This is a genomic window from Pseudomonas mediterranea CFBP 5447, from assembly GCF_000774145.1.
In the GTDB taxonomy this organism is placed as follows: Bacteria; Pseudomonadota; Gammaproteobacteria; order Pseudomonadales; family Pseudomonadaceae; genus Aquipseudomonas; species Aquipseudomonas mediterranea.
Map to the genome: position 1 here is coordinate 297454 of NZ_KN322985.1, position 26238 is coordinate 323691.

23 protein-coding genes are annotated in these 26238 nt (G+C 61.5%); 15 read left to right on the forward strand and 8 right to left on the reverse strand.

What is annotated here, in order from left to right:
* Window positions 1-19: 19 nt before the first annotated feature.
* The gene (gene flgG, locus N005_RS13625; protein WP_024778628.1) at window positions 20-805 is read right to left on the reverse strand and encodes a flagellar basal-body rod protein FlgG; all 786 of its coding nucleotides are present in this window, start codon (window positions 803-805) and stop codon (window positions 20-22) included.
* Between the two features lie 49 nt (window positions 806-854).
* Complete coding sequence (locus tag N005_RS13630; RefSeq protein ID WP_047701663.1) at window positions 855-1592, reverse strand: flagellar basal body rod protein FlgF; 738 nt, start codon at window positions 1590-1592, stop codon at window positions 855-857.
* A gap of 458 nt (window positions 1593-2050) precedes the next feature.
* Between N005_RS13630 and N005_RS13635 the strand changes: the two genes are divergently transcribed.
* Genes N005_RS13635 through N005_RS13665 form a run of 7 tightly spaced genes read left to right on the forward strand, consistent with a single transcriptional unit; the run spans window position 2051 to window position 10487 of the window.
* Entirely contained in the window at window positions 2051-3169 is a 1119-nt protein-coding gene (locus N005_RS13635; protein WP_047701664.1) for a DegT/DnrJ/EryC1/StrS family aminotransferase, read from the forward strand.
* A complete protein-coding gene (locus tag N005_RS13640) occupies window positions 3166-3924 on the forward strand; it encodes a WbqC family protein (RefSeq protein ID WP_047701665.1) in 759 nt (252 codons plus the stop codon). Before N005_RS13635 ends, N005_RS13640 begins: the two co-directional genes overlap by 4 nt.
* A complete protein-coding gene (locus N005_RS13645; protein ID WP_047702223.1) occupies window positions 3917-4897 on the forward strand; it encodes a hypothetical protein in 981 nt (326 codons plus the stop codon). The genes N005_RS13640 and N005_RS13645 overlap by 8 nt, the downstream gene beginning before the upstream one ends.
* A complete protein-coding gene (locus N005_RS13650) occupies window positions 4894-5451 on the forward strand; it encodes a GNAT family N-acetyltransferase (RefSeq protein ID WP_047701666.1) in 558 nt (185 codons plus the stop codon). The genes N005_RS13645 and N005_RS13650 overlap by 4 nt, the downstream gene beginning before the upstream one ends.
* Window positions 5448-6227 carry a phytanoyl-CoA dioxygenase family protein gene (locus N005_RS13655; RefSeq protein WP_047701667.1) on the forward strand — a complete coding sequence of 260 codons (780 nt, stop codon included), beginning with the start codon at window positions 5448-5450 and terminating at the stop codon, window positions 6225-6227. The genes N005_RS13650 and N005_RS13655 overlap by 4 nt, the downstream gene beginning before the upstream one ends.
* Window positions 6228-6231: 4 nt before the next feature.
* Window positions 6232-6984 carry a class I SAM-dependent methyltransferase gene (locus N005_RS13660; protein ID WP_047701668.1) on the forward strand — a complete coding sequence of 251 codons (753 nt, stop codon included), beginning with the start codon at window positions 6232-6234 and terminating at the stop codon, window positions 6982-6984.
* Window positions 6981-10487 (forward strand): glycosyltransferase family 2 protein, encoded by a 3507-nt coding sequence (locus tag N005_RS13665; protein ID WP_047701669.1) that lies wholly within the window; start codon window positions 6981-6983, stop codon window positions 10485-10487. The genes N005_RS13660 and N005_RS13665 overlap by 4 nt, the downstream gene beginning before the upstream one ends.
* 51 nt (window positions 10488-10538) lie before the next feature.
* On the opposite strand, the gene N005_RS13670 is transcribed toward N005_RS13665, so the two are convergent.
* Entirely contained in the window at window positions 10539-12095 is a 1557-nt protein-coding gene (locus tag N005_RS13670; RefSeq protein WP_047701670.1) for a sigma-54-dependent phenylalanine hydroxylase transcriptional regulator PhhR, read from the reverse strand.
* Between the two features lie 281 nt (window positions 12096-12376).
* Here N005_RS13670 and phhA point away from each other — a divergent pair, with 281 nt between their 5' ends.
* From phhA to N005_RS13685, 3 genes are all read left to right on the forward strand, one after another.
* Window positions 12377-13162: a phenylalanine 4-monooxygenase gene (phhA, locus tag N005_RS13675; protein ID WP_047701671.1), complete on the forward strand. Its 786-nt coding sequence runs from the start codon at window positions 12377-12379 to the stop codon at window positions 13160-13162.
* Between the two features lie 98 nt (window positions 13163-13260).
* Complete coding sequence (locus tag N005_RS13680) at window positions 13261-13617, forward strand: 4a-hydroxytetrahydrobiopterin dehydratase (protein WP_003184087.1); 357 nt, start codon at window positions 13261-13263, stop codon at window positions 13615-13617.
* Window positions 13617-14810 (forward strand): amino acid aminotransferase, encoded by a 1194-nt coding sequence (locus tag N005_RS13685; RefSeq protein ID WP_047701672.1) that lies wholly within the window; start codon window positions 13617-13619, stop codon window positions 14808-14810. Before N005_RS13680 ends, N005_RS13685 begins: the two co-directional genes overlap by 1 nt.
* A gap of 153 nt (window positions 14811-14963) precedes the next feature.
* Here the strand turns inward: N005_RS13685 and N005_RS13690 are convergent, their stop codons facing one another.
* On the reverse strand, window positions 14964-15527 hold the full coding sequence (locus N005_RS13690) for an NAD(P)H nitroreductase (protein WP_047701673.1): 564 nt from the start codon (window positions 15525-15527) through the stop codon (window positions 14964-14966).
* Between the two features lie 163 nt (window positions 15528-15690).
* Here N005_RS13690 and N005_RS13695 point away from each other — a divergent pair, with 163 nt between their 5' ends.
* On the forward strand, window positions 15691-17145 hold the full coding sequence (locus N005_RS13695) for a TrkH family potassium uptake protein (RefSeq protein WP_047701674.1): 1455 nt from the start codon (window positions 15691-15693) through the stop codon (window positions 17143-17145).
* Here the strand turns inward: N005_RS13695 and N005_RS13700 are convergent.
* On the reverse strand, window positions 17102-18157 hold the full coding sequence (locus tag N005_RS13700; RefSeq protein ID WP_081993267.1) for an AraC family transcriptional regulator: 1056 nt from the start codon (window positions 18155-18157) through the stop codon (window positions 17102-17104). The two genes, N005_RS13695 and N005_RS13700, sit on opposite strands and share 44 nt — an antisense overlap.
* A 137-nt stretch (window positions 18158-18294) precedes the next feature.
* On the opposite strand from N005_RS13700, the gene N005_RS13705 reads away from it, so the two are divergent.
* Window positions 18295-18606 carry an Mpo1-like protein gene (locus tag N005_RS13705; protein WP_047701676.1) on the forward strand — a complete coding sequence of 104 codons (312 nt, stop codon included), beginning with the start codon at window positions 18295-18297 and terminating at the stop codon, window positions 18604-18606.
* A 135-nt stretch (window positions 18607-18741) separates the two neighbouring features.
* Here the strand turns inward: N005_RS13705 and N005_RS13710 are convergent, their stop codons facing one another.
* Window positions 18742-19557, reverse strand: a complete 816-nt coding sequence (locus N005_RS13710; protein ID WP_047701677.1) for a UDP-2,3-diacylglucosamine diphosphatase — start codon at window positions 19555-19557, stop codon at window positions 18742-18744.
* Window positions 19558-19690: 133 nt separating this feature from the next.
* Here N005_RS13710 and N005_RS13715 point away from each other — a divergent pair, with 133 nt between their 5' ends.
* Entirely contained in the window at window positions 19691-20440 is a 750-nt protein-coding gene (locus N005_RS13715; RefSeq protein ID WP_047701678.1) for a helix-turn-helix transcriptional regulator, read from the forward strand.
* Between the two features lie 187 nt (window positions 20441-20627).
* On the forward strand, window positions 20628-21518 hold the full coding sequence (locus tag N005_RS13720) for a DMT family transporter (protein ID WP_047701679.1): 891 nt from the start codon (window positions 20628-20630) through the stop codon (window positions 21516-21518).
* Here the strand turns inward: N005_RS13720 and N005_RS13725 are convergent.
* On the reverse strand, window positions 21512-21799 hold the full coding sequence (locus tag N005_RS13725; RefSeq protein WP_047701680.1) for an Rdx family protein: 288 nt from the start codon (window positions 21797-21799) through the stop codon (window positions 21512-21514). The two genes, N005_RS13720 and N005_RS13725, sit on opposite strands and share 7 nt — an antisense overlap.
* Before the next feature lie 71 nt (window positions 21800-21870).
* On the opposite strand from N005_RS13725, the gene N005_RS13730 reads away from it, so the two are divergent.
* Window positions 21871-24072: a patatin-like phospholipase family protein gene (locus tag N005_RS13730; RefSeq protein ID WP_047701681.1), complete on the forward strand. Its 2202-nt coding sequence runs from the start codon at window positions 21871-21873 to the stop codon at window positions 24070-24072.
* Window positions 24073-24205: 133 nt separating this feature from the next.
* Here N005_RS13730 and N005_RS13735 read toward each other — a convergent pair whose 3' ends face one another.
* The gene (locus tag N005_RS13735) at window positions 24206-26227 is read right to left on the reverse strand and encodes a motility hub landmark protein FimV (protein ID WP_047701682.1); all 2022 of its coding nucleotides are present in this window, start codon (window positions 26225-26227) and stop codon (window positions 24206-24208) included.
* Window positions 26228-26238: the final 11 nt, after the last annotated feature.

Sequence of the window (26238 nt, forward strand, 5' to 3'; positions counted from 1 at the left end):
GGCCGCCCTATAGAAGTGATTACAGATTCTGCGTAACGAACGAAAGCATCTGGTCGGCGGTGGAGATCACCTTGGAGTTCATCTCGTAGGCACGCTGGGTGGTGATCATGTTGACCATCTCCTCAACGGTGCTCACGTTGGAGGTTTCCAGGGTGTTCTGCAGCGTGGTGCCGAAACCGTTCAAGCCTGGGGTGCCGATTTGCGGCGCGCCACTGGCAGCGGTTTCCAGGAACAGGTTGTTGCCTACCGCTTGCAGACCGGCCGGGTTGATGAAGTCGGCGGTCTGCAGGTTGCCGATCACCTGGGCGGCCGGGTTGCCCGCCACAGTGATGGACACGGTGCCGTCACGGCCCACGGTGAAGGTCTGGGCGTCGTTCGGGATGATGATGGCCGGCTCCAGGGCGAAACCGCTGGCGTTGACGATCTGGCCATTGGAGTCCAGGTGGAACGTACCGTCACGGGTATAGGACGTGGTGCCGTCCGGCTGCAGGATCTGGAAGAAACCGCGACCGTCGATGGCCATGTCCAGCGGCTGCTCGGTGGTCTGCAGGCTGCCGGCGGTGAAGTTTTTCTGGGTGCCGACAATGCGCACACCGGTACCGACCTGCAGGCCCGACGGCAGTTCGCTGTCCTGGGTCGACTGGGCACCTGGTTGACGCTTGACCTGGTACAGCAGGTCCTGGAATTCGGCGCGATCACGTTTGAAACCTGTGGTCGAGACGTTCGCCAGGTTGTTGGAAATGGTGGTCAGGTTGGTGTCCTGGGCGGACAGACCTGTTTTGGCAACCCACAGAGCCGGAAGCATTCGATTCTCCTCGTACGCCTGATTTTCGGCGCGACGCTTTAATTAATGGTTAGATCTGCAAGACCCGAGCCATGGCCTCGTCGCCTTCTTTGGCGGTGTTCATCATTTTCACGTGAAGCTCGAATTGCTTGGCCAGGGCCAGCACCGAAGTCATCTCGTCCACAGCATTGACGTTGCTCGCTTCCTGGAACCCCGACACCAGTTGCACGTTGGCGTCGATCGGTGCCGGCTGGCCGTCCTTGGTACGGATGGAACCGTCCAGGCCCTTGGTCATGTTCTTGAGGTCCGGGTTGACCAGTTTGATACGGTCCACTTCAGCCATCACGCGTGGGCCTTCGCCCATGGCACGGATGCTGATGGTGCCGTCCTGGCCGATTTCGATCTTCTGCTCCGGCGGCACGGCGATAGGACCGCCGTTGCCCATCACCGCCATGCCGTTGCCGGCCCGCAGCACGCCCAGGGCGTCGACGTTGAGGCTGCCGGTGCGCACGTAGCTTTCACCGCCATCAGGGTTCTGCACGGCCATCCAGCCCGGCCCGCTGACCGCCACGTCGAGGTCGCGACCGGTTTGCACCAGAGCGCCTGGAGTGAAGTCCGTGGCAGGCCGCTCGGACATGGCAAACGCCCGCGCCGGAAAGCTGTCGCCGAACACTGGCATCGAACGTGCCTGCTCCAAGTCTTTCTGAAAGCCATTGGTGGAGATGTTCGCCAGGTTGTTGGCATGGGCCCGCTGCGCCAGTGCGTTCTGGCTGGCGCCGGTCATTGCCACATAAAGGTACTTGTCCACTGTCGTTCCTCTGCATGCCGGACGTTTGCCGCCCACTGCTGTACAGCTCAGCCATAAGCAATTTGCAGACCAACTTTTTTCTGGCGGCTCGAGCCCCGGCAAACAAAGGACTTTGCGGTTTTTTTGCGGGTAAGGAGGAAATGTATCAAGACGAAAAACCGGCGGTGTCATGCCGGTAAGTGGCAAGAGTCAGCCCCACAGCTTGCTCAGACAGTGGCGGCGCCACCTGTATCGATCACCGTCTGCCAGGCTTAGTCACAAGCAAGCCCGCCTCCACCATGCAGGCAGCGTTCGGCCCTTACCGAGGAGTTGGCCGATTTTTTGCTGGAATCCACACATCAAGAGCCAGTTGCCGGTTTCATGGCGTTGCGACCGTCGATATTGACGGCGGTGCCATGCCAGACCGAAAGGACTCTCGAGCTGCGTGCCATTTTTTAGTCAACCCGAGCAGTGTACCCATGGCCAACTCCATCACCGTTACCAGCCCGCTACTCCCGCCTCTGGAGGAGTTCATCCCTTACCTGCAGCGGATCTGGGACAGTAAACGCCTGACCAACGGTGGCCCCTTCCACGAACAACTGGAACAGGAGCTGGCCGAATACCTCGGTGTCCAGCATATTTCGCTGTTTTCCAATGGCACCCTGGCCTTGGTGACGGCGCTACAGGCGCTGCGTATTACCGGTGAAGTCATCACGACACCGTATTCATTCGTCGCTACGGCTCACTCGCTGCTGTGGAACAACCTCAAGCCGGTGTTCGTAGACATCGATCCAGTCACCAAGAACCTCGATCCGCAACGTATAGCCGAAGCCATCACCCCGGCCACTTCGGCGATTCTGCCAGTTCATTGCTATGGCATTCCCTGTGATGTCGAGGGCATCCAGGCCGTCGCCGACACCTATGGACTCAAGGTCATCTACGATGCCGCACATGCGTTCGGTGTCCGCCATAATGGCGCGAGCATTCTCAACAACGGCGACCTGTCGATTCTCAGCTTCCACGCCACCAAGGTATTCAACACCTTCGAAGGCGGCGCCATCATCTGCCCTGACGCAAAGATCAAGCGCCGCATCGATTACCTGAAGAACTTCGGCTTTGCCGATGAAGTAACGGTCATGGCTCCCGGCATCAACGGGAAGATGAACGAGCTGCAGGCGGCATTCGGCGTGATGCAGTTGCGCCACATCGAGGAGGCCCTCGGTCGTCGCAAAAAAGTGTTCGAGTACTACCAGAGGGCGCTGAAAGACATCGCCGGTATCAGCCTGCTGGAGCAACCGCAGGGGCTGGACTGGAACTATGCCTATTGTCCAATCCTGGTCGACGGTGAGCGTTTCGGGGTGAGTCGGGACGAGCTGTACGACCGCTACCGCGCAGAAAACATTCTGGTACGCCGGTATTTCTACCCCCTCATCAGCGAATTTCCGATGTACCGCGGCCTTGCCAGTTCGGATCTTTCTCAGTTGGGGAACGCCTACGAGGTGTCCCGCCAGGTGCTGTGCCTGCCGATCTATCCAGACCTCGATTCGCAAGCCCAGGAACAGATCGTCGAGGTGCTGCTCAAGGCCCGGGTGGCATGAGCCTGGCCCACACCTCGAATGCCTGCGCCGCGGCAGCGGAACGGCAGCATCGGATTGCCCTGATGCAACCTTATTTCCTGCCCTACCTGGGTTATTTCCAGCTGATCGCCGCGGTCGATTGCTTTGTCATCTATGACAACGTGCAGTTCATCAAGAATGGCTGGATCGAACGCAACCGTTATCTACTGGGCCAGGAGCCGAAGTGGTTTCGGGTGCCGTTGACCAAGGGCAGTCACACGCAGCAAATCATGGAAAAGCGCATTTCCGAGGCGTTCGACCCTGGCGATATTCTCAACCAGCTGAGCTTCGCCTATCGCCGCGCACCTCACGCTTCACGCATGCTGGCGTGGCTGGAAGCGCTGCTGGTCGCGCCAGCCCGAAACATTGCCGAGCTCAACGAACGGATGTTACGGGCCTGCTGCAGCCTGATCGGGCTGCAAACCCCGATCAGCCGTTCCAGCGACCTGCCGATTTCCGCCGACAGCAAAGCCCAGGACCGGGTCCTTGAAGTGGTTCAGGCAAGCACTGGCACCCATTACCTCAATCCCTTCAACGGCGGGCATCTCTATCAGGCCGAGGCATTCCAGCAAGCGGGTATCACCCTTGAATTGCTCAAGCCTGCCTTACCCGACTATCGACAGGGTTCGGATGAACACCCCTTCGTACCCGGTCTGTCGATTCTCGACGCCCTGATGTACAACGACCCGCAAACGGTAGGCGCCTGGGCAAAATGCGGGGAAATTGTTCGTGCCTGAAGCCATCGGCGGTTATTTCGAACTGGAGCTGCGCAAGGGGCAACATCCTTATCCGCAGGCCGTGGGCTTCAACTCTGCCCGCTCAGCCTTCAAGGCTTTGCTATTGGCGCGCAAGCTGCGCCGGGTTCATTTGCCTTTCTACATATGCGACGTCATGCGAGACGTGCTGCACGGATCCGGCATCGAGGTGTTGCGCTATGCACTCTCCGAGCAACTTGAATTGCCGGCCTTCCCGCCCCTGGAGGCCGATGAGGCTCTGCTGTTCGTCAATTACTTCGGACTCAAGACCGACTACATCGGCACAGTGCTGGCCGCACGCTACGGCCAACGACTGATCGTCGACAATTCCCAGGCGCTGTTTTCAGTGCCGCTGCCCGGGATTGCTACCCTGTATTCACCCCGCAAGTTCGTCGGTGTTCCCGATGGTGGCTGGTTGGTCAATGGGCCAGCTGATCTGCCACAAGCCGAGAGCAGCCGCTCTCAGGCACGTTTCGGCGCGCTTCTGGGCCGCCTCGAAGACCATCCTCAAGATCACTATGCGGCGTTCCAGGCATTGGAACAGGCACTGGAGAACGACGGCATCAAAGCCATGGCCACCAGCACAGCCCGCGTGCTCGACAGCATCGATTACCAGGAAATCGCCAGGCAGAGGATGGATAACTTCGCGCAACTGCGCCAACGCCTGGACCATTGCAATCGCTTCTGCAGTTGGCCCGCGCAGCCTGTTGCCGCTTTGTGCTACCCGCTGTTGGCCAGATCCGCCGAAACGGCGACCCGGCTGCGTACCCAACTGTTGGAACAACACATCTATGTGCCTGGTTATTGGCGCGAAGTGCTCAGTACTGCCACCGCGCCGCCCATAGAAAGAGACTGGGCAGAATGCTTACTACCGCTACCGATCGACCAGCGATACAACGTCGATGACATGAATCGTCTTGCCGACGCCATCCTTCAGAACACGGGGAAATCATGAGTATTCAAGGTCAACACGTCCTGCTGAGGGCGTTGGAGCTCGAGGACCTGCCGCTGCTGCATCAGTGGTCCAATGACGAGGCTCTCTGGAGCCTCCTGGGCGGCTGGCATTTCCCCACCTCTCGGGAAGCGCAACGGGAGTGGTTGCTGAGTCTCAAGAGCGACTCCCTCAATCAGCGCTTTGGGATCGAGGTTCAGGGCCAGGGCCTGATTGGTACGGCGAACCTGGTCAGCATCGACTGGAAGAACCGCACAGCCGAACACGGCATGATGATCGGTGCCCCATCCCTGCGCGGCCAGGGCTATGGCACCGACGTGATTGCCACAGTGATGCGCTACGCCTTCGACGAACTGGGCCTGAGCCGCCTCTCGACGACCATCATTGAGTACAATGCCGCCTCCCTGGCGACCTACACCCGCAAGACCCCCTGGGTTATCGAAGGCGTGCAGCGCCAGTGGTACTACCGCAAGGGTCAGCGCTGGGACCGCATCCTGCTCGGCGTAAGCGCTGAAGAGTACCGTGCCTGGCAAGCCGCCCGGGGAGACACCCCATGAATCAGGCCCTCCAAGCGCTGCAAGCGAACGGCTACGCCTGCCTGTCGTCCCTTATTACGGAGCCCCTGCTCGGCCAGTTGCGTGAAGACCTCGCCAGCGCCATAGAACGTTGCCGTCGGGTACAGCTGGAAAACGGTATCACCCAGAGAACCGAACAGACCGCACACCATATCCTTGCTCAAGACACTCATTTCGTCGAACTGCTCGACCGGTTCGCCGGATGGGGGATCATCGACCTCTTGCGACATATGCTCGGCGGCGCAGCGATCCTCAATTCATTTGGTGGTCTGAACAACCTGAACAGCACCGACGCCTATGTGCGAAATGTGCACCGGGACGTTCGCTCCTGGACCGCCGAGTCCATGCAGATGGCCCAGGCCCTGGTCCTACTCGACGATTTCACCCCCGATAACGGCGCCACCCTGTTTCTGCCAGGTTCGCATACCGCACCTGAGAAACCCGACCCTCAGGTATTCGAAGCCCAGGCCCGCAAGGCCCTCGGCAGTGCCGGTTCGATTTACTTGTTCGACTCACGCATCTGGCATGCCGCCGGCGTCAACCGCACCGACCTGCCACGACGCTGCCTGACACTGACGTTCACACGCAGCCATTTCAAACCGCAGTTCGATTATTGCCGGGCGCTTGGCGACGAATTCTGTCTCGCGCAGACACCGGCGCTGCAACAACTACTGGGGTGGTATGCCCGCACGCCCTCGACCCTTCATGAGTGGTACCAACCTGAAGAACGCCGTTTCTACAGGAAAAGCCAGGAATAACGCCATGTCCACACGCGACTACAACAAAGAATTTCAAGATAACGCTCACCGCAGCTATTTCTACGATTTCGACTCGCGCCTGCGACGCTATATGCTGGACAGCTTCGGCCCCTGGCTGGCGGAGGGGCCGACCTTGGAAATGGGCTGCTTCGAAGGCGCCTTCACGGCCCTGTTCGCTGAACGCTTTGCCGACCTGACAGTCATCGAAGCGGCCAGCGACCTGATCGAAGTCACTCGGAACAAGGTCGGCTCAGGCGTCAGTTTCGTCTGCAGTACCTTTGAAGAAGCCGAGCTGCCGCCACGCTTCGCCAACATCTTCCTGATCCACACACTGGAACACCTCGACGACCGCCAGGCGGTGCTCAAGCGCATTCACAGTTGGCTCGCCCCGGGTGGTCGCCTGTTCATCGCCGTGCCTAACGCCAATGCACCGTCGCGCCAGATCGCTGTCAAAATGGGCCTGATCGAACATAACAGTGCGGTGACCGAAGGCGAACGCCTGCACGGCCATCGAGTCACCTACACCCTCGATACACTGGACCACGAAGTACGCAGTGCCGGTTGGCGGGTCAGCCAGCGCGGCGGGGTGTTCTTCAAGCCACTGGCCAACTTCCAGCTGGACAAGGCGCTGGAAACCCAACTGATCGATGACCGCTTCATGGACGCCTGCCATGCCCTGGGCATGGTCTATCCAGATCTTTGCGCCAGTGTCTTCGTCATCTGTGAACAGCCCTCCAGCCCCAAGGCGACCGTATGACCTCTCCATCTCTGCATGGCCAGCCGCGTCACCCCTACTACATCGCCGCTCCGGACTATCGGGAGACCTCCTCGGGGGTGTGCGTGCTGCACTACCTCTGCCATGCGCTGAACCTGGCCGGCTACGAAGCCTATGTCACACCATGCAAGGTCAATCCGAAACTGCGCACGCCGATTCTTACCGACGAGGTGCGCCGGCACCATCTGTCATTAGGACTGGCGCCGATCGGGGTCTACTCCGAGGTCATGGATGGCAACCCGATTGGTACGCCGATCGTGGCTCGCTACATTCTGAACCGTGAAGGTTTCCTCACTGGTCGTGCGATCAACGCGCAGAAATCTGACCTGTTTTTCTATTACACCCAGGATTTTCGTGGCAATAGCAAGAGCGATAACCTGCTCCTGCTGCCGGTCATCGACTCGCAACTGTTCTCGCCGCCAAGCGATCCCGTGCAGCGCAGCGGCAATTACCTGTATTTGCACCGCTTCGACCGAGCCAAAATCGACTACTCGCTGCTGCCGGACGATATCGAAGTCCTGAGCCTGGCCAACCCGAAGACCCTTGCCGAGCTGGCGCAGATTTTTCGAACGGCTTCAACGCTCTACAGTTACGAAATCTCGGCAACGTGCACCGAAGCCATGCTCTGCGGCTGCCCGGTTGTCTATATGCCCGGCGGTCACGTCAAGACCCAGCCGTTCATCGAACAGTTCGGTGACGCCGGTTCGGCACTCTTTGACGAGCCTGGCGGACTGGAGCGCGCCCGCGCCACGGTGATGCAGGCTCGCAAGCGTTGGCTGGACATCGAGAACGCCTTCTGGCCCCAGCTGGAACGTTTTCTCGATATCACTCAGCAGGCCGCCATCAAGCGGGTAACCGACAGCCATGTTCCCTCGGTCAGGGACTGGCTGCGCAAGCGTGTCCTCACACCAATCCAGCAACAGCTGGTGGATCAGCGTCGCCAACAACTCAGCGGACAAACCAGCCTGACGCTGTTGATACTCGATCCCCTGGGCGATATGAATGCCTTGAGCGAGACCCTGGAAAGCGTGGCGCTGTGGCAATCGCGCACCTCGATCAGGCTGCGCATGACGGTCCTGAGCACGGTGCAGGGGCCTGCCAGCCTGCCCGGCAGCCTGCGCTGGCTGACCTGCGCCAACCCAGGCGCCAGAGAATTGAACGAAACGCTGCAAACGGATGACAGCGACTGGATCATGCTGCTGACCGCCGGCGAAGAATTCTTGCCCGGCGGCACGTTGATGCTCGACTTGGACTTGCCCGGTGCCGAAGGCTGCCGGATGATCTATTGCGATGACATGTATCGCTCGGCTGATGGTCCGAACCCGGTGTTCCGACCTGACATCAACCTCGACTACCTGTTGAGCTTGCCATTGACCCTGGCCAACCATTGGCTGATCCGACGCGAGCTGGCCCTGCAAGTCGGCGGTTACGACCCACAGGTGCCCGCGGCGCTCGAACTGGATCTGATCCTGCGACTGATCGAAACCGATGGCATGAACGGCATTGGCCACCTGAGCGAACCGCTGGTGGTCTGCGACACACCAAAACTGACCGACAACCCTGACGAACTCAATGCCCTGCAACGGCACCTGAACAATCGCGGCTACCCGAACGCCAGGATCCGGCAGGAACCGAGCAGGCATTACCACATCGAGTATGGTCACGACCAACAGCCCCTGGTATCGATCCTGATCCCTACCCGGGACCAGCTGGCGCTGCTGCAACGCTGCGTGGAAAGCCTGTTGTCGATGACGCGCTACCCGCACTTCGAAATCATCCTGATCGATAACTGCAGCCAGACCGAGGAGGCACTCAACTGGCTGAGCGAGATGGATTCGATTGGCGGCGACAAAATACGCGTCGTCCGCTTCCCATATCCGTTCAACTTCAGCGCCATGAACAATCTTGCGGCCAGCCAAGCGCGCGGCGAGTACCTGGTATTGTTGAACAACGATACGGCAATCATCCGCGAAGACTGGCTGGACGAATTGCTCAACCATGCCTTGCGCCCCGAAGTAGGTATTGTTGGCGCCAAGCTGGTTAGCCCGGCCGGCACCATCCAGCAGGCAAGCCTGATCACCGGGCTACGCGGTCCAGCCGGCAGCCCGTTCATCGGTCAGGCCGCCACCGGCGGCGGCTATCTGCAGCGTCTGCAGGTCGACCAGAATACCAGCGCGGTCAGCGCGGCCTGCATGATGATCCGCACGTCGCTCTATCTGGAAGCCGGCGGTATGGACGAAACGCTGTTCCAGATCACCTGCAACGATCTGGATCTTTGTCTGAAGGTGAAGAGCCTTGGTTACCTTAACGTCTGGGCACCGCGTGCGGTGCTCTTGCATGAAGGTGGGGCAACCTTGTCAAAGGCCGACAAGAGTGAGTTCAACGAGCAACGCTTTGCCACAGAGCAAGAGCATGCCTTGAGCAAATGGCTGAGCGTCCTGTCCACTGACCCCGCCTACAACAGTAACCTGTCATTGCGCGGTGGTGGCTTTGAGCTGGAAGCCATCAATGAGCTGACCTGGCGGCCGCTGAGCTGGCGCCCCCTTCCGGTCGTATTGGCTCATCCCGCGCAGTCGGCGCAAACCGCCAAGCAGCGCGTCATCGAACCATTCACTGCCTTGCGTGACGCTGGAAAAATCGAAGGTTGCCTCCACAACAGCCTGCTGCCGGCGACGACGCTGGAACGCTATAACCCCGATGTCATCGTCTTCCAGCACCAGGACGACCCGCTGCGCCTGGAACAGATGCAGCGCATAAGCGTCCTCTCCAAAGCGTTCAAGGTCCTTGAGCTGGATGTGTCGACACCGGAGAACCCGCAGTGGCTGACGTCACTGCGACAAGTGGCAAGCCTGGTCGACCGTATCATCGTGGCGACGCCCGCGATGGCTGAAGCCTGTGCCGGCTTGCACCGGGATATCCGCGTCCTCGAAACACGTCTGGGCCACAAATGGCGCGACGTGCCGCAGATGCGCCAGACCTCTGGCGTCCCTCGCATCGGCTGTGCCATCGACCCGGCGCAGCCCTTCGTCCAACCCCTGATCCTTGAGCTGATGCAAGTGTTGGCAGGTCAAGTGGAGTGGGTACTCTGGGGCGATGTGCCGACGTACCTGCGACCGCTCGCCAACGAGGTTCATGACGACGTTCACGACAATCCCGATGTCATGGCCAGCCTCCAACTGGATATCGTCCTCGCCCCCCAAGGCTTCGGCCCGACCCGAGAAACCGCAAATCGGCTCCAGCATCTGCAATATGGCGCTTGCGGCTACAGTGTGATCGCCAGCGACACCACTGATTATCCGGTCGATCTTGCAATCACGCGCGTAGCGAACAATCGGGAACAATGGTTGAAGGCGATCAGCGACCACCTGGCCGACCGGGACGCATCACGGCAGCAAGCGACCCGACTGCGCGAGCAAGTGATCAATAACTGGGTCTTCGACGATGCCTACGCGGCGCGCTGGGTTCAGGGATGGTTACCCGACTGACCGATATCCGGGCGAAACGACTGGGGCAGTGCACGCGGCTTTGAAGAGCCACTATGCGGGCCTGCCCACGTCATATTCGCGCAGCTTATTGGCAATGGTGGTATGGGAAACCCCCAATCGCTTGCCCAACTGCCGGCTGCTGGGATGTTCGGAGTAGAGCCGTTCCAGTACCGCCTTCTCGAATCGCCCGACAATCTCGTCCAACCCACCGTCCAGGGAAAAGTCCCCCAGGGGCTGGCGCACGCCATAGTCCGGCAGACGGATATGCTCGGCCTTGACCTTCCCACCGTCACACAGGGAAACCGCCTGGAACAGCACGTTTTCCAGTTGCCGGACATTGCCTGGCCAATGGTAATGACTGAGTCGTTCCATGGCCGCCGGGGCCAATTTCGGCAGCGCACAGCCGATCTGGCGACTGGCCTGGTCGAGAAAGTGTTCCACCAGAGGTTCCAGACCGTCGAGGCATTCGCGCAACGGCGGAATGTGCAGGGACAGCACATTCAAGCGGTGATACAAGTCCTGGCGAAATTCCCCTCGGGCACAGAGTTCGGACAAGTCCACCTGGGTCGCGCAGATCACCCGGACGTCCAGGTACACCTCCTCATCGCTGCCGACCCGACGGAAGCAACCGTCCTGCAAAAAGCGCAGCAGCTTGACCTGTAGGCGCGGGCTCATTTCTCCCACCCCGTCGAGAAACAAGGTGCCGCCAGCCGTCAATTCCAACAGGCCGAGCTTACCTTCGGCACGGGCGCCTTCGAAGGCACCGGGGCCGTAGCCGAACAGCTCGGTCTCGGCCATGGACTCCGGCAGCCCGGCGCAGTTGAGCGCCATCAACGGTGATTGTCCGCGCGGGCTCGCCAGGTGACAGGCGCGGGCCAGCAATTCCTTACCGGTGCCGGTTTCGCCTTCGATCAATAGGGGCGCGTCCAGCGGGGCCATGCGCCGGGCTTCGCGGACCACCGCAGCCATCACTTTCGAGCTCTGGAAAATACTGTCGAAGCCACGCAGCTCCTGCTTGCGCACGTTGTAGATGCGCTCACCGACCCGGTCGGCCCGGTGCAGCGTCAACACCGCACCGGCCATGGCCTCGCTGTCGTCGTGCTCCGATTGCAGCGGGGCGATATCGGCCAGGAACACATCGCCCTTGACCTTGACCCGCAGCCCGTTGATGCGCGACTGGTTGGCGCGCACCAGCTCCGGCAGGTCGAAATCCTCGGCGTAGCGCGACAGCGGAATCCCTGGCACCTCGTCCACCCGCACCCCGAGCAGTTGCGCCGCCGCCCGGTTCGCCGCGACGATGGAACCGCCCATGTCGATGGACAACACCGGAAACTCCAGGGCGCCAAGCAACGCATTGAGCTCCATGTGCCGACGCTCGCTGGGCATCAGCCCTACCCGCTTGACGCCGAACACGCCGGCAATGCCTTCGAACTTCGGGCGCAACGCCTGGAATTGAATGTTGATCAGGTTCGGGCAGTGCAGGTAGATCGCATTGCCATGCTCGCCACCGACTTCGCCCCGGGCGACGTTGATGCCGTATTCCACCAGCAGGTTGAGAATGTCCCGCAGGATGCCGATGCGGTTCTGGCAATGGACTTTGATGCGCATAGGGAGGCCTGGAAGCTCGTTGTGAAGAGTTTTTTCTGTGGCTGAGTGCAAATAACCGTCAAGATTATGTGACAGCTGTAGGCCATTTCCTAGCTGAAAATCCAATCAGCGCCGGATCATCGCACCATACGTAACGAAAACTTTACAAAAATCTTCCCTTTCAACTCGAACATCTCACCGCTGCCCCGCTGCACATTTACCTGCTTCGCGCTATCTCTAACGCATCGCTGGACATAACAACAAACAGCCTTCCCCTCGAGGGAAATCAGCAGGAGAGCAGCATGAAGCAGACGCAGTACGTGGCCCGCGAGCCCGATGCGCAAGGTTTTATCCACTACCCCGCCGAAGAACATGCGGTGTGGAACACGCTGATCACCCGCCAGCTGAAAGTCATTGAAGGCCGTGCGTGCCAGGAATACCTGGACGGTATCGACAAGCTTGGCCTGCCCCACGACCGCATTCCGCAGTTGGGCGAAATCAACAAGGTGTTAGGCGCGACCACGGGCTGGCAAGTTGCCCGGGTGCCGGCGCTGATTCCCTTCCAGACCTTTTTCGAATTGCTCGCCAGTAAACAGTTTCCGGTGGCGACCTTCATTCGCACCCGCGAAGAACTGGACTACCTGCAAGAGCCGGACATTTTCCACGAGATCTTCGGCCATTGTCCGCTGCTGACCAACCCTTGGTTCGCCGAATTCACCCACACCTACGGCAAGCTCGGCCTGCAGGCATCCAAGGAAGAACGTGTCTACCTGGCGCGCCTGTACTGGATGACCATCGAATTCGGGCTGGTGGAAACAGCGCAGGGCCGACGCATCTACGGTGGCGGCATCCTGTCTTCGCCCAAGGAAACCGTGTACTGCCTGTCGGACGAGCCGGAACACCAGGCCTTCGATCCGCTGGAAGCCATGCGCACGCCATATCGCATCGACATCCTGCAACCGGTGTATTTCGTCCTGCCAGAGCTCAAGCGCCTGTTCGACCTGGCCCATGAAGACATCATGGGCATGGTCAAGCGCGGTCGGGAACTGGGCCTGCACGCGCCGAAATTTCCGCCGAAAGCTGCCTGAATGGCGTTTTTTGATTCCAAGTGAGTCTGTTGCACTGCGCAGCTTTGCTTTAGCGTGGGTGCATCGACGTTCTTTCCAATTCGATCCAGGAACACACCATGAACACTCTGAACCAAGCCCATTGCGAAGCCTGCCGCGCCGACGCCCCACAGGTCAGCGACGAAGAACTGCCGGTACTGATCAAGCAGATCCCGGACTGGAACATCGAAGTGCGCGACGGCGTGATGCAGCTGGAAAAGGTTTTCCTGTTCAAGAATTTCAAGCACGCCCTAGCATTCACCAACGCCGTCGGTGAAATCTCCGAGGCCGAGGGGCATCATCCAGGTCTGCTCACCGAGTGGGGCAAAGTCACCGTGACCTGGTGGAGCCACTCCATCAAGGGCCTGCACCGCAACGACTTCATCATGGCCGCGCGCACCGATGACGTGGCCAAGACTGCTGAGGGCCGCAAGTAATGCATTTCGACGCCATCGGCCGGGTACCCGGCGACCCGATCCTCGGCCTGATGGAGGCCTACGGCGCGGACAGCAACCCGAGCAAGTTCGACCTGGGCGTGGGCGTTTACAAGGACGCCCAGGGCCTGACGCCGATTCTCGAATCGGTGAAACAGGCCGAGCGACGGCTGGTGGATCAGCAGACCACCAAGACCTACATCGGCGGTCATGGCGATGCTGCTTTCGGCCGGTCGATCACTGCGCTCGTCCTGGGTGCCGACGCCTCGCAGATCGCCGAAAAACGCGCCGGCGCCACCCAGACCCCGGGCGGTACCGGCGCCCTGCGCCTGAGCGCCGACTTCATTGCCCAATGCCTGCCGGGCCGTGGCGTATGGTTGAGCAACCCGACCTGGCCGATCCACGAAACCATCTTCGCCACCGCCGGCGTCAAGGCCAGCCGCTACCCCTACGTGGGCAGCGACAATCGCCTGGATTTCGAGGCGATGCTGGCGACCCTCAGCCAGGCACCGAAGGGTGACGTGGTCCTGCTGCACGCCTGCTGCCACAACCCTACCGGTTTCGACCTGTCCCAGGATCAGTGGCGCCAGGTACTGGAGGTGGTGCGCAGCCGTGAGCTGTTGCCGCTGATCGACTTCGCCTACCAGGGCTTCGGCGACGGACTGGAACAAGATGCCTGGGCAGTCCGGTTGTTCGCCCAGGCGTTGCCCGAGGTGCTGATCACCAGCTCCTGCTCGAAGAACTTCGGCTTGTACTGCGACCGCACCGGTGCGTTGATCGTCTGCGCCCGCAACGCCGACAAGCTGGTGGACATCCGCAGCCAGCTGGCCAACATCGCCCGCAACCTGTGGTCGACACCGCCGGATCATGGCGCAGCGGTAGTGGCGACAATCCTGGGCGACCCGGAGCTCAAGCGGCTGTGGGCCGACGAAGTGGAAGCCATGCGCCTGCGCATCGCCCAGCTACGCAGTGGCCTGCTGGACGCCCTCGAGCCCCACGGCTTACGGGAACGCTTCGCCCATATCGGCGTGCAACGAGGAATGTTTTCCTACACCGGCCTGTCGCCGGAACAGGTCAAGCAGCTGCGCGAGCGCCACAGCGTGTACATGGTCGGCACGGGCCGGGCCAACGTGGCCGGTATCGATGCGACGCGCCTGGATCGGCTGGCCGAGGCGATAGCGGACGTTTGCAAGTAACCGCTACCCTGTGGCGAGGGGATTTATCCCCGTTGGGCTGCGCAGCAGCCCCTCAACTGATTACATAAGAAGTAACCTGACACACCGCGGCGTTCGATCTTGGGGCTGCTGCGCAGCCCAGCGGGGATAAATCCCCTCGCCACAAAAGCGCTGCTACAAACCTGTCCACTCGCGAACGAACTCCGCAGTATCTTCCTTCGGTGCCGTCCGCGCTTCTTTCTGCGGTGTGCCCAGGTAAAGGAAGCCAATCACCTCTTCCCCCACATCAAGACCCAGCCCCTTGGCCACGTGCGGCGAGTAGGCCAGTTCGCCCGTGCGCCACACGCCACCAACGCCCTGGGCATAGGCCGCCAGCAGGATTCCGTGGGCAGCGCAGCCGGCGGCCAGCAATTGCTCGGATTTCGGGACTTTGAAATGGTCCTGCAAACGCGCGATCACCACCACGACCAGCGGCGCCCGCAGCGGACCATTGAGGGCTTTTTCCACAACCGCCTCGGATACCAGCGGATCATTGAATCGCGCCGCGTCGGCCAACAGTTCGCCCATGCGATAGCGCGCCTGCCCTTCGACCGTCAGGAAACGCCATGGCCGCAATTGGCCATGATCGGGAGCGCGCATCGCCGCGGCGAACATGATCTCCCGCTGTTCAGGCGTGGGTGCCGGTTCCACCAGGCGTGGAACGGAAACACGGTTGAGCAAAGCATCGAGAGCCTGCATCGGCCATCTCCCTGAAAAAATGTCTGGCTATTCTAGTGTCCTGTACGGCGAGTCCGTTAGCGCAAATTGGCCGCCGACGCTCACGCCAGTCGCGCCGGGTGCGGTTTACATGCCGCCTAGCGTGGGTAGAATGGCGCCCTCTCCTTTCACCCGAGCGGACTTCATGGCGTTGCCGACCCTGCGGATCATTGGTTTCATCATCGGCATCTTCCTGATCACCCTGGCGATCTTCATGGTCGTGCCCATGGCTACCCTGCTGATCTTCGAGCGCACCGGCGACCTGCCATCGTTCCTCTGGTCGAGCATGATCACCTTCGTCGCCGGCCTGGCCCTGGTGCTTCCCGGACGCCCCGAGCATGTGCACCTGCGCCCGCGGGACATGTACCTGCTGACAGTCAGCAGCTGGCTGGTGGTGTGCATCTTTGCCGCATTGCCGTTCCTGCTGACCCAGCACATCAGCTACACGGACTCGTTCTTTGAAAGCATGTCGGGGATCACCGCCACCGGCGCCACGGTCCTGAGCGGCCTCGACACCATGTCCCCGGGTATCCTGATGTGGCGCTCGCTGCTGCACTGGCTCGGTGGGATCGGCTTCATCGGCATGGCGGTGGCGATCCTGCCGCTGTTGCGCATCGGCGGCATGCGCCTGTTCCAGACCGAATCCTCGGACCGTTCGGAAAAGGTCATGCCCCGCTCCCACATGGTGGCGCGACTGATCGTGGCGTCCTACGTCGGCATTACCATTCTCGGCACCTTGGCACTCTGGTGGGCCGGGATGAGCCCGTTCGATGCCGTCAACCATTCGATGTCGGCGATCTCCACCGGCGGCTTCTCCACCTCGGACCTGTCCCTGGCCAAATGGACCGAGCCGGCGGTGCACTGGGTCGCCATTGTCATCATGATCCTCGGCAGCCTGCCGTTCGCCCTGTACGTCTCGACGCTGCGGGGCCATCGCCGGGCGCTGATCAAGGACCAGCAGGTCCAGGGCCTGATCGGCGTGCTGCTGGTGACCTGGCTGGTGCTCGGCACCTGGTACTGGGCCACCACCGACCTGCATTGGCTGGACGCGCTACGGCACGTGGCGTTGAACGTGACATCGATTATCACCACCACCGGTTTCGCCTTGGGGGACTACAGCCTCTGGGGCAATTTCTCGCTGATGCTGTTCTTCTACCTGGGGTTCGTCGGCGGCTGTTCAGGGTCGACGGCCGGCGGGATCAAGATCTTTCGCTTCCAGGTCGCCTACATCCTGCTCCGTGCCAACCTGATGCAACTGATTCACCCCCGGGCGGTGATCAAGCAGAAATACAACGGTCACCGCCTCGACGAAGAAATCGTGCGGTCGATCCTGACGTTTTCGTTCTTTTTCGCCATCACCATCTGCGTGATCGCCCTGTTGCTGTCGCTGCTGGGGGTGGAGTGGATGACGGCGCTGACCGGCGCGGCCAGCACGGTGTCCGGTGTCGGCCCCGGGTTGGGGGAAACCATCGGCCCGGCCGGCAACTTCGCACCGTTGCCGGACGCCGCCAAGTGGATTCTGTCCGGCGGCATGCTGCTGGGCAGACTGGAAATCATCACGGTGTTCGTGTTGTGCATCCCGGCGTTCTGGCGTCACTGACCGCTTTGGCGAACCTCGCCGCCCGGTATTCGCCGGGCGTGGCATCGAACCAGCGGCGGAAGGCGCGAAAGAAATTGCTCGGGTCGGCGAACCCCAACAGATAGGCGATCTGCAGCAAGGTCATGGCCGGCTGCGCCAGGTACTGCTCGGCCAGTTCGCGACGGGTGTCGTCGAGCAAGGCCTGGAAACTGGTGCCCTCCTCCTGCAAGCGCCGTTGCAAGGTGCGCTGGGACAAGTGCAGCGCCTGCGCCACCACGTCACGCTTGGGTTCGCCCTGGGGCAACAACCGACACAACACCTGGCGCGCCTTGTGGGTCACCCGGCTTTCCGAGAAGCGCGCCAGGTACTCACCGGCAAACCGGTCGTGAAGCTGCGCCATGGCCTCGTTGGCCGTGGGCAGCGGCGCCTCCATATCGGCCTGCTTGAAGACCAGCGCATCAAAGGGTGCACCGAACACCAGCGGCGCGCAGAACGCCTGTTGATAAGGTGCCCGGTCGACCGGTTCGGCCCCCTGGAACAGCACTTTGACCGGATGCAGGGTACGTCCGGTCAGCCAGTTACACAGGCTCAGCGCACAAGCCAGGGACGCCTCGGTACTTTGCCGGGTGGTGGGGAGATGATCGCCGTGCACCGTCAGAATCAGCGCGTAGTTGCCTTCCATCTGGCGGATGCTCACATCGGCACTTTCGGCAATGATCCGCTGGTAGCGCACCAGTCGCTGGAAACCTTCGATCAGTGTTCGGCTGGACATGAGGGCGTAACCGACCACATGGAACGATGCCGGGCGCACCACCTTGCCCATGTTCAGGCCAATGGCCGGGTTGCCCGACAGCTCCACCGCCAGTTGCCAGAGCCGCGTCATCGAATCCTGGGGAAAACGTGCGTCCGGATCTTCCAACGCGTCAAAGTCCAGCCCCAATTGATTGAACAGCACACGACAATCCAGGCCGTCCATTTCCAGCGCCTTGACAATCCCCATCGCCCAGCTTGAAGAAGTCGTTCGTTCGCTCATGACGTATCGCTTGCATGACAAGCCGCAGAGTACGGCCGGATTTGCGAAGGATACTAAAGTGGCGCTCATTGTCACTGGCCGTTGCAGATGATCACTCTAGACTTGGAAACAGAGCCATCACCAAAGAGCCTGCAGTCTTGGAAAACATCAGAGAATTCAAGAGTTTTGCCGACTTCTATCCGTACTACCTGGGCGAGCACAGCAACAGTACCTGCCGACAACTGCACTTCATCGGCACTTCCCTGGTCATCCTGATTCTCGTCCTGGCCGTTGTCGCAACGGCCTGGTGGTGGTTGATCGCCTTACCCCTGGCCGGCTACGGCTTTGCCTGGGTCGGGCACTTCTTCTTCGAAAAGAACCGGCCGGCCACCTTCAAGCACCCGCTCTACAGCCTGCTGGGCGATTTCGTCATGTACCGCGACATGCTGCGGGGCAAGGTTCCGTTCTAGGAAAGAACCGTCCCCTGTGGCGAGGGGATTTATCCCCGCTGGGGTGCGTAGCGCCCCCTATAAGCTTCAACTAAATGTATCAGGCTGCTTTTTTTTTGGGGCTGCTTCGCACCGCCACAGGTAACTGTGTCAGGCTCAGGCCGGCTCGGCGACTTTGAGGGCTTTCAGCTGGGCTTCGCGTGCCTGGGCATCCGCCAACCGGTACAACTCGATCGAGCCGTCCCAATGCTCGATCAGCGCCGTACAGGATTCGACCCAGTCGCCGCAGTTGAGGTATTCGACCTCCCCCACCTTGCGGATCTCGGCGTGGTGGATATGGCCGCACACCACACCGTGCAATTCGCGCTTCACGCACTCATGGGCGATGGCTTCTTCGAAGTCGCTGATGAAGCTGACGGCGGTCTTGACCTTGTGCTTGAGGTACGCCGATAACGACCAGTAGCCGTAGCCATACCGAGCCCGCCAATGGTTGAGCCAGCGGTTGAGCGTAAGGGTGAATTCGTAGGCCGAGTCACCGAGAAACGCCAGCCAACGGTGGTAGCGGGTGATGACGTCGAACTGGTCGCCGTGAATCACCAGCAGGTGCCGGCCATCGGCGGTGACGTGCACCGCCTCGTCTACCAATTGGATATTGCCCAGGATCAGCTTCGAATAGCGGCGCAGGAATTCGTCGTGATTGCCGGTGACGTAGATCACCTCGGTGCCGCGCTTGCTCATGGTCAGCAAACGCCGGATGACGTTGGTGTGGGCCTGGGGCCAGTACATGCCGCCACGCAGTTTCCAGCCATCGATGATGTCACCGACCAGATAGATCTTGTCGGCGTGATAGCCCTTGAGGAACTGCGACAAATGTTCGGCCTGGCAATCCCGGGTACCGAGGTGCACATCGGAAATCCACAGGGTGCGGACACGCTGCTTGCGGCTGGGTCTGGCGAGCTCGGCGCTGGTCATGAGCAACCCCTCTGATCGTTTTCACCACTGTGCACAGCAGCGGTTAATGGTCCGTGACAGGCACATGTCGATTACATGACAAGGCAACGCGACGTACCTTCGGTTATGCTGGCGACCTGCCCGGGAGACCGCGATGAGACCGATCCTCACGCTCCGCCACTACAGCCATGACCTGATTGTCCACAGCCACGACCACGCCCAACTGGTCTTCGGCCTGTCGGGCGCGCTGGATTTCGAGGTGGAGGGCCGTGGCAGCCAGGTGGTGCAGCAGAGTTTCGTGGTAGTGCCGGCCGGTGCTCATCACGCCTGCGGCAGCCCGCGCGGCAGCCAGTGCCTGGTGCTGGACGTCCCGGACGATAAGTGGGTCGCCCAGTGCCTGGGGGATCACGCCGATGCCAGCCGGCGCTTGCTGGACAGCACTGCCCGCCGGCCCCTGGATGCGGGACAAAGCCAGTTGGTCAGTTGGCTCGCGGGCAGCCCGGTGAACGATCCGCTGATCGCCCAGCAAGGAGCGGTACTGCTCCTGGCCAGCCTCAATGGTACTCCCCAGGAACCGACCGGCCGCCGGCGCCTGCCCTACGCCGCCCTCGACGCGCACATCGACCAATATGCCGCCTATCCCCTGCAAGTGGCGGACCTGGCGCGGATCGCGGGACTTTCCGCCGCTCGCCTGCATGCCCGCTTCGTCGCCGAATGCGGGCAGACTCCGATGGACTACATCCGCAGCCGCCGCTTGCACAAGGCCGTAGCGCTGCTGCGCGACTCGGACCTGCCTATCGGCGAGATCGCCCACCGGGTCGGCTACAGCTCCCAGAGCGCCTTTGCCGCGGCGATACTGCGCGAGTTCGGCAGCTCGCCGGGCAAACTGCGGCGTTCGCGCTAGCCTGGCGCTAAAAAACGCCAGGATCGCGACAGACAGCCACTCATCCAAAGGTTTAAATATTGATCTCTGTGGGAGCGAGCCTGCTCGCGATAGCGGTCTGCCAGCCAATACTGCATTGACTGATCCAGTGCTATTGCGAGCAGGCTCGCTCCCACAGGGAATAGTGATGGCTGATCTAAGGACTGCAATGACTCCCCGTACCGCCCTGGGCGCCCTGCATATCGGCGCACTGATGTTTGGCCTGACCGGTGTGTTCGGCAAACTCGCCGCCGCCTCGCCGGCGATCATCGTCTTTGGCCGCGCCGGTTTTGCCGTGCTGGCCCTGGCGGTGTTTGCCCGCTTCGCCAGCAATACCCCATGGCAGAAACTCCGGCCGCGGGACGGCTGGCGACTGCTGCTGAGCGGGCTGTTGTTGACCGGGCATTGGGTGAGTTTTTTCATCGCGGTGAAAGTCGCCGGGGTGGCGATCGCCACGCTGGGGTTTGCCAGTTTCCCGGCCTTCACGGTACTGCTCGAAGGACTGGTGTTTCGCGAGCGGATTCGGGCCAATGAAATCCTGCTGGTGATGTTGGTAAGCATCGGCCTGGTGCTGGTCACGCCGGACTTCGACCTGGCCAGTGGCGCCACTACCGGCCTGCTATGGGCAGTGGCATCAGGGTTGCTGTTTTCCCTGCTGTCGCTGACCAACCGTGCCGGCGCAGGCTTCGTGCCGCCCGTACAGGCGGCCCTGTGTCAGAACCTGGTGGTGGGGGTATGCCTGTTGCCGCTGGCCGCGCCACAACTGAGCGCGGTGCGCCCCCTCGACTGGCTGTGGATCGGCCTGCTCGGCGTGTTCTGCACCGGCCTGGCCCACAGCCTGTTCGTCGCCAGCCTGGAGGTGATCAAGGCCCGCACGGCGGCGGTGGTGTTCGCCATGGAGCCGGTTTACGGCATCGGCATGGCTTGGCTGCTGTTCGGTGAGACGCCGACGTTGCGCATGCTCTCGGGCGGCACGCTGATCATCGCCGCCATCGTGGTGTCGAGCCGGCTAAGCGGCGCGAAAAAACCGCTGGCAGGCAGCGAAGCGCCCTCTCACTGAACCCGGTCGTTGTGGCCCAGGTCCCGCTCCGGATCGATCCGGTCACGGACCCGCTGCTTGAGCGCCTTGGCCTCGGGGAAACCGCCGTCGGCCTTGCGCTCCCAGATCTGCTCGCCATCGCAACTGATGTGGAACACCCCGCCGGTGCCCGGCACCAGGGACACCTTGCCCAGATCGTCACCGAAGGTACTGAGCAGTTCCTGGGCCAGCCAGGCAGCGCGCAGCAACCATTGGCACTGGGTGCAATAGGTAATGATGATTTCCGGTTTTTGCTCGGTCATTGCGGGTCGACTCGTGGCTTCGAAGGCGCCGCTATAATACTCGCCTTTGACCGTCCGCCCCGAGATTGACGATGCGCCGCCTGCTGCCTTGCCTGTTCCTGTTGCTATTGCCCTTGTTCGGCCATGCCAGCGAGCCCGCCGGCGAAACCTCGCGCCCGAAGATCGGCCTGGTACTGTCCGGCGGCGCGGCGCGAGGCCTGGCCCACATCGGCGTGCTCAAGGCCCTGGAAGAACAGGGCATCAAGATCGATGCCATTGCCGGCACCAGCATGGGCGCCGTGATCGGCGGGTTGTACGCTTCGGGGTACAAGATCGACGAACTGGAAAAACTCGCCCTGGGCATCGACTGGCAACAAGCCCTATCCGACGCCCCGCCTCGCAAGGACGTGCCGTTCCGGCGCAAACAGGACGACCGGGATTTCCTGGTCAAACAGAAACTGAGCTTTCGCGATGACGGCAGCCTCGGCCTGCCGTTGGGCGTCATCCAGGGACAGAACCTGGCCCTGCTGCTCGAAAGCCTGCTGGCCCACACCAGTGACACCCGGGACTTCGACAAACTGCCGATTCCTTTCCGCGCCGTCGCCACCGACATCGCCAGCGGTGAAAAGGTCGTGTTTCGCAAAGGCCACCTGCCCAAGGTGATTCGCGCCAGCATGTCGATCCCGGCGGTGTTCGCCCCGGTGGAGCTGGACGGCCGGTTGCTGGTGGATGGCGGCATGAGCGACAACATTCCCTTGGACGTGGCACGGGAAATGGGCGTGGACATGGCTATCGTGGTCGACATCGGCACCCCGTTGCGCACCCGCAAGCAACTGGTCACGGTGGTCGATGTCCTGAACCAGTCGACCACGTTGATGACCCGGCGCAACTCCGAAGAACAACTGGCAACACTGAACAAAGGTGACGTACTGATCCAGCCGGCCCTGGCGAGCTTCGGTCCAACCGATTTTGGTCGGGCCCGGGACATGATCGATGCCGGCTACCGTGCCACACAGATACTCAAGACCCGCCTGGCACTGCTTCGCCCTGCCGAACCGACCGACGTCGAACTCATGGCGGCACGTACTCCCAGCCAGCGTACGCCGGTCATCACCGCCATTCGCGTGGAAAACGACTCGAAAGTCGGCGACGACGTGATTCGCTATTACGTTCGCCAGAAAATCGGCGAACCACTGGACCTGGGACACCTGCAGACCGACATGGGCACGCTGTACGGCCTGGATTACTTCGAACAGGTGCAATACCGCGTGGTGCACAAGGGCGCGGATAACACGCTGGTGATCAGCGCCCGAGGCAAACGTACCGGCACCGACTACCTGCGGCTGGGACTGAGCCTGTCGGACGACATGCGTGGCGACAGCGCCTTCAACCTCGGCGCCAGCTATCGGGTCAACGGTATCAACCGCCTCGGCGCAGAGTGGCTGACCCGGGCGCAGATCGGCGACAGGCAGGAACTGTACAGCGAGTTTTACCAACCGCTGGACGTGGGCTCGCGCTACTTCATCGCGCCCTATGGGCAATTCGAATCCCGCAACGTCGAGGCGATCCTGGACAACGATCCGATCGCCCAATACCGCGTTGAACGCTATGGCCTGGGCCTCAACCTGGGTCGGCAGATCGGCAACAGCGGCGAGATCCGTTTCGGCGTCGGCCAGGCCTGGGGCAAGGCGGATGTGCGCATCGGCGATCACAGCCAGCCCAGCGAGGACTTCAACGAAGGCTTCTACGAACTGAAATACTCGTTCGACTCCCTCGACAACGTGTACTTCCCCCACGAAGGCGAAGACATCGGCCTGACCTGGCGCCAGTACGAACCCGGGCTGGGCTCCGACCAGCGTTACCGCCAATGGGAGTTCAAACTGGACAAGGCCCTGAGCAGCGGGCCGGACACCTTCATCCTGGGTGGACGCTATGGCCGCACGCTCGACACCGCGCAAATCGTGACGTCGAGCTTCGTGCTTGGCGGCGCGCGGCAGTTGTCGGGCTTTCGCGAAGACGGGATTTCCGGACAGAACATGAGCCTGATGCGTGCCGTGTATTACCGTCGACTGACGCCGCGAGCTTACCTGCCCCTGGACTTTCCGCTGTACCTCGGCGGCTCCCTGGAGCGCGGCCGGGCCTGGAACAACGACAACGAATTCGACAGCGGCTATATCAATGCCGCCAGCATTTTCCTCGGGTTCGACACGCCGTTGGGGCCGCTGAGTTTCAGTTATGGCTTTAACGACGATGATGAGCAGGCGGTGTATCTGAACCTGGGGCAGACGTTCTGATCGGACCGCCGCCAATACCCTGTGGGAGCGCGCCTGCTCGCGATGGCTGTGGCACATTCAGCGTTGATGCCAGCTGACCCACCGCTATCGCGAGCAAGCTTTGCTCCCACATTGGTCCGGGGAAGCCGTTGCTTCAGCGAATCCCGGCCAGCAGCACCCGCGCGGTCTGCTTGAGGGGTTCGTCACCTTCCTGGAGCAATTCTTCAAGCAGGGTGATTGCCGTCTTCAAGTCGCCATCATCGATGCAGTTCTGCGCCTGCTCCAGTTTTTCGGCGTGTTCCGGCGCCTCGGGCTCAAGGGAGATGGTCTCCAGGGAAAGAGACTCAGACTCAGGCTCGAAAGGCAGCGCTTCCAGCTCCAGCGACTGCTCTTCATCGGCAAACCCGTCGAGAAAGGCGTCGTCCAGCGACTCGGTTTCCAGGGGTGCGCTCCATTGCAGCTCCGGCTCGTCGAACCCCGAGAGCGACAACTCCTGGGAGACGTCAACGGCAGGCGTCGCGACGGCGCTTTTTTCCTCGACGTTGTCCTGTTCATTGGTCAGGTCCCAATTGCTGTCCATGGACAGCGCATCCAGATCCAGCTCGAATTCGTCGCCGGGCACGTGTACCGGCGGCGGCACAGGAGCGAGGGCTTCGGGGGCTTGAGGCTCTGGCGGGGTCACCACGGGTGCGGCAACCACCGCGACCTTCGGGTAACGCCCACGAATGTCTTCCAGCGTCCTGGCATCGACGCCCTGCGCCGACAAGTGATGTTCCTGGGCCTGAAAGCCGATGGCATCGCCCTGCTTGCCCAGTACCTCCAGCAACTTGAGGCCCAGGTCGGTGCGCTCCGGCTCCGCCAGCAATGCCGCGCGCAACAGACCCGCGGCTTCGGTGAAGCGGCCATAGGTCAGGTAGATCCCGACCCCTTCCAGTACGTCTCCCAGCGGCGCATCACCGTTGTTGAACGACGAAGCGACCTCGGGCTGCTCCGTATCGGCCGCCGATGCGTAGGTTTCAGCGTTGTCTTCGAGCATCGGTTCGGGACGTTCCGGCATCGGCTGTACGTCGGCCTGCTCCTGTCGACGACGGATGAACAGCAACAACGCAAGCAACCCCAGAAGAGCCACCAGCCCCGCCACCCACAGCCAATTGATGCCCTCGGGCTCGGACGGCTCCGCCGCAGGTAGTGGTGGCGTCACGGGCTGCGGCTCAGCCGTCGGTGCGTCCTTCGCCGTTTCAGTTACAGCGGGCGCCGGGGGCGGCGCAGTAGATGTAGCCGGAACAGGAGGGACCTCGGCCAGTTTCGCCTGCAACTCGCTGATCTGCTTGCGCTGGCCGGCAATTTCCTGGTCCTGGGCCTGCAGCCGGGCCTGCAACTCGTCGATGGTTTTCTGTTGCTGCTGGTTTTGCAGCACGCTGGCAGCCAGTTGCTCGTCGCCGGCAACGGTGGCTGGCGTGGCGGCGGTTTCCGCCGGGGATGGCAACACCGCCGAATCAGGCAGCAGCAGGCGCTGGCCGATGGAGAGTCGGTCGCTGCCCGGGTTCAGGGCCTGGATTCCTTGCATCAGTTCATGGATCGAAGCGCCACTGCCGGCATCGTGCAGGCGTTTGGCGATAAGCCAGGGGTTATCGCCCTGCACGACGGTGTAGCGCTTGCCTTGGGTCGCCGGGGGCGGCTTGATGGCTGGCGCCGCCGGGGTCGGCATCGAAGACCGGGGAGCAGCGGCAGGCTCGTCGGAAGCGGGCACGATACCCGGCGTACCCGGTGGGTCGATCAGCACGGTGTATTCATGCAAGAGCCGCCCGTTGGGCTGATTGAGCTGTACCAGGAAATTGAGGAACGGTTCTTCCACCGGTTTGCTGGAAGTGACCCGGATGAAACTGCGCTCGCCGCGTATCACCGGGGTAAAGCGCAGGTTACTGAGAAAGAACACCCGCTCCACGCCGGCACGCTTGAAGTCGTCCGGGCTGGCCAGACTGGCTGACAGATCGGCCTCGCTGAGTCCGGCCGCATCGACCAGGGCGATATCGGCGCGCAACGGCTGGTTCAGGGCGGAATGGAGCGTGATCTCCCCCAGCCCCAGCGCTGACGCCAAAGCCGGATACCCCAATGCACCCAAGACAACTGACACGTTGACCCAACTGCGCAACGTGGACTGCAAACTTTCAAGCATGGGTATCCCTT

Excerpts from the sequence above, each read along its gene's own strand:
- flgG (WP_024778628.1), bottom strand. The coding sequence starts at position 805 with ATGCTTCCGGCTCTGTGGGTTGCCAAAACAGGTCTGTCCGCCCAGGAC.
- N005_RS13635 (WP_047701664.1), top strand. The coding sequence starts at position 2,051 with ATGGCCAACTCCATCACCGTTACCAGCCCGCTACTCCCGCCTCTGGAG.
- N005_RS13640 (WP_047701665.1), top strand. The coding sequence starts at position 3,166 with ATGAGCCTGGCCCACACCTCGAATGCCTGCGCCGCGGCAGCGGAACGG.
- N005_RS13650 (WP_047701666.1), top strand. The coding sequence starts at position 4,894 with ATGAGTATTCAAGGTCAACACGTCCTGCTGAGGGCGTTGGAGCTCGAG.
- N005_RS13655 (WP_047701667.1), top strand. The coding sequence starts at position 5,448 with ATGAATCAGGCCCTCCAAGCGCTGCAAGCGAACGGCTACGCCTGCCTG.
- N005_RS13660 (WP_047701668.1), top strand. The coding sequence starts at position 6,232 with ATGTCCACACGCGACTACAACAAAGAATTTCAAGATAACGCTCACCGC.
- N005_RS13665 (WP_047701669.1), top strand. The coding sequence starts at position 6,981 with ATGACCTCTCCATCTCTGCATGGCCAGCCGCGTCACCCCTACTACATC.
- N005_RS13670 (WP_047701670.1), bottom strand. The coding sequence starts at position 12,095 with ATGCGCATCAAAGTCCATTGCCAGAACCGCATCGGCATCCTGCGGGAC.
- phhA (WP_047701671.1), top strand. The coding sequence starts at position 12,377 with ATGAAGCAGACGCAGTACGTGGCCCGCGAGCCCGATGCGCAAGGTTTT.
- N005_RS13680 (WP_003184087.1), top strand. The coding sequence starts at position 13,261 with ATGAACACTCTGAACCAAGCCCATTGCGAAGCCTGCCGCGCCGACGCC.
- N005_RS13685 (WP_047701672.1), top strand. The coding sequence starts at position 13,617 with ATGCATTTCGACGCCATCGGCCGGGTACCCGGCGACCCGATCCTCGGC.
- N005_RS13690 (WP_047701673.1), bottom strand. The coding sequence starts at position 15,527 with ATGCAGGCTCTCGATGCTTTGCTCAACCGTGTTTCCGTTCCACGCCTG.
- N005_RS13695 (WP_047701674.1), top strand. The coding sequence starts at position 15,691 with ATGGCGTTGCCGACCCTGCGGATCATTGGTTTCATCATCGGCATCTTC.
- N005_RS13700 (WP_081993267.1), bottom strand. The coding sequence starts at position 18,157 with ATGAGCGAACGAACGACTTCTTCAAGCTGGGCGATGGGGATTGTCAAG.
- N005_RS13710 (WP_047701677.1), bottom strand. The coding sequence starts at position 19,557 with ATGACCAGCGCCGAGCTCGCCAGACCCAGCCGCAAGCAGCGTGTCCGC.
- N005_RS13715 (WP_047701678.1), top strand. The coding sequence starts at position 19,691 with ATGAGACCGATCCTCACGCTCCGCCACTACAGCCATGACCTGATTGTC.
- N005_RS13720 (WP_047701679.1), top strand. The coding sequence starts at position 20,628 with ATGACTCCCCGTACCGCCCTGGGCGCCCTGCATATCGGCGCACTGATG.
- N005_RS13725 (WP_047701680.1), bottom strand. The coding sequence starts at position 21,799 with ATGACCGAGCAAAAACCGGAAATCATCATTACCTATTGCACCCAGTGC.
- N005_RS13730 (WP_047701681.1), top strand. The coding sequence starts at position 21,871 with ATGCGCCGCCTGCTGCCTTGCCTGTTCCTGTTGCTATTGCCCTTGTTC.
- N005_RS13735 (WP_047701682.1), bottom strand. The coding sequence starts at position 26,227 with ATGCTTGAAAGTTTGCAGTCCACGTTGCGCAGTTGGGTCAACGTGTCA.